At 72.8% G+C, this 1,639-nt stretch carries 2 protein-coding genes and 2 pseudogenes; all 4 read right to left on the bottom strand.

Going from position 1 to position 1,639, the window contains the following annotated elements; translation table 11 throughout:
- Positions 1 to 258: pseudogene (locus AC31A1_RS51110) on the bottom strand (hypothetical protein); the annotation flags it as partial.
- Positions 242 to 733: an RNA polymerase sigma factor gene (locus AC31A1_RS51105; RefSeq protein WP_366490236.1), complete on the bottom strand. Its 492-nt coding sequence runs from the start codon at positions 731 to 733 to the stop codon at positions 242 to 244. The pseudogene AC31A1_RS51110 and the gene AC31A1_RS51105, both read right to left, overlap by 17 nt.
- Before the next feature lie 47 nt (positions 734 to 780).
- Positions 781 to 1,404, bottom strand: a complete 624-nt coding sequence (locus AC31A1_RS51100) for a class F sortase (RefSeq protein ID WP_489659864.1) — start codon at positions 1,402 to 1,404, stop codon at positions 781 to 783.
- A pseudogene (locus AC31A1_RS51095) lies at positions 1,401 to 1,639 on the bottom strand (sortase-dependent protein); the annotation flags it as partial. The pseudogene AC31A1_RS51095 and the gene AC31A1_RS51100, both read right to left, overlap by 4 nt.

Here is a 1,639-nt window from a genome sequence, read left to right as displayed (position 1 = left end):
GAGCGGGACCGTGGGGGTCGTAGGAGCGTCGTGGTGGGCCAGGCGGAACGGGAGGGCCGCGAGGACGATCACCGCGCAGGTCGCGCCGGCGCCGACCGTCGCGCGGAGCAGGCGGCGGCGGTTCGCGCCGCGGCGGATCGACTCGTAGCGGCCGGGGGGTGGGCCGAGGTACTCGGAGGAGGGGCGCAGGATGACCGTGAGGGGGTCGTCGGGGTCGATGTCCGGGCCCTCGTCTCCCCCGTCAAAGTGTGTGGTCAAGGCTTCTCCTCAGGTGGGCGCGGAGCAGTTCGCGGGCCGCGTGGAGGTCGGCCTTGATGGTTCCTTCCTTGCGTCCGGTCAGCACGGACACCTCCCGGATCGGCATGTCAGCGTAGTAGTGCAGGAGGATCGGGACGCGCAGTCGTTCAGGCAGGGACTGCACGAGCAGCCGTACCGAGGGGTCTTCCTGTTCGGTGGGTGGGCGGACCGCCTCCTCCGTGGTGGCGCGGCGCACGGCCCGGCGTTCGCGCTCCAGTTTGCGCCAGTGGTCCCGGACGAGGTTGGCCGCGGTGACGTAGAGGAAGCCGCGGGGCTCCGTCACCTTCGTCCACCGGGCCCAGAGCCGGGTGAACGCCTCGGAGGCGATCTCGTGCGCCGTCTCGTCGTCGTCGACGAGACGGCGGCACCAGCCGGCGAGGCGCGGGTAGACGGCGGCGAACAGTTCGGACGCTGCCCTCTCGCGGGACCGTTTCAACGCTCTCCATGGTCGTGACGTGCACAGTACGTGCGGGGTACGGGAGTTCAGCCGGTCAGCGTGGCGAAGACGATCACGTTGTCGAGGTATCCCGTGCCGGTGCGGGTCCCGCCGCAGGTGATGAGACGCAGTTCGGGGCGGGCCACGTTCCCGTACACCTCGTCGGACGGGAACTCGGCCTTGGCTACCGTCCGTACGGTGGTGACGGTGAACGTGGCCGTCGTGCCGTTCTCCAGGCCCGCCTCGATCCGGTCGCCCTTGCGCAGCTTCGCGAGACGGCGGAAGACGCCGTCCCCGTACGCGCCGACGGTCACATGCCCGAGGATCACCGACGGCCCGGTCTGGCCGGGTGTCGGCGAGTGCCGGTACCAGCCCGCCCGGTCGTGCGCGGTGATCGGCGGCACCTGCACGGTGCCGTCCGAGGCCAGCCCCAGCCGCATGACCGGGGTGTCGACCCCGATCGCCGGGACGCGCAGGGTGACCGGGACGGAACGCGCGAGGGCGTGTGCCGTCTTGGCGGACGGTGGCGCGGAGGACGGTCCGGAGGGCGTCGAACTCCCTTGCTGCTGAGGGGCGTTCGCGGCCGAGGTCGTCCCGTGCCCGCCGCCGCAGCCGGCGAGGAGTGTTGCCGTCGCCGCGGTGACGAAGGCGCGCCTGGAGAGCGAGGTCATACGCCGGTCGTCCTCCGGCGCCGTACGACGACGAAGGCGCCGCCGCCGACGACCAGCGCGGCGGCTCCCCCGCCGGCCAGCGTGGTCGTCAGGTCGTCGGACGACTTCGACCCCGTCGTGACACCGGTGTCCGGGGCGCCGCTGGGGACCACGGCGACCTGGCTCGGGGCCCGGGTGGGCTCGGCGGACGGGACGGCGGAGGGTGCGGTGCTCGCGCTCCGGGTGGGTTCGGCGG

This window comes from Streptomyces sp. P5F9, assembly GCF_057961495.1.
This window is presented reverse-complemented; position numbering and strand designations above follow the sequence as displayed.

What these genes read in the sequence shown, in the direction of transcription:
- AC31A1_RS51100 (WP_489659864.1), bottom strand. Translation starts at nt 1,404, where the DNA reads ATGACCTCGCTCTCCAGGCGCGCCTTCGTCACCGCGGCGACGGCAACA.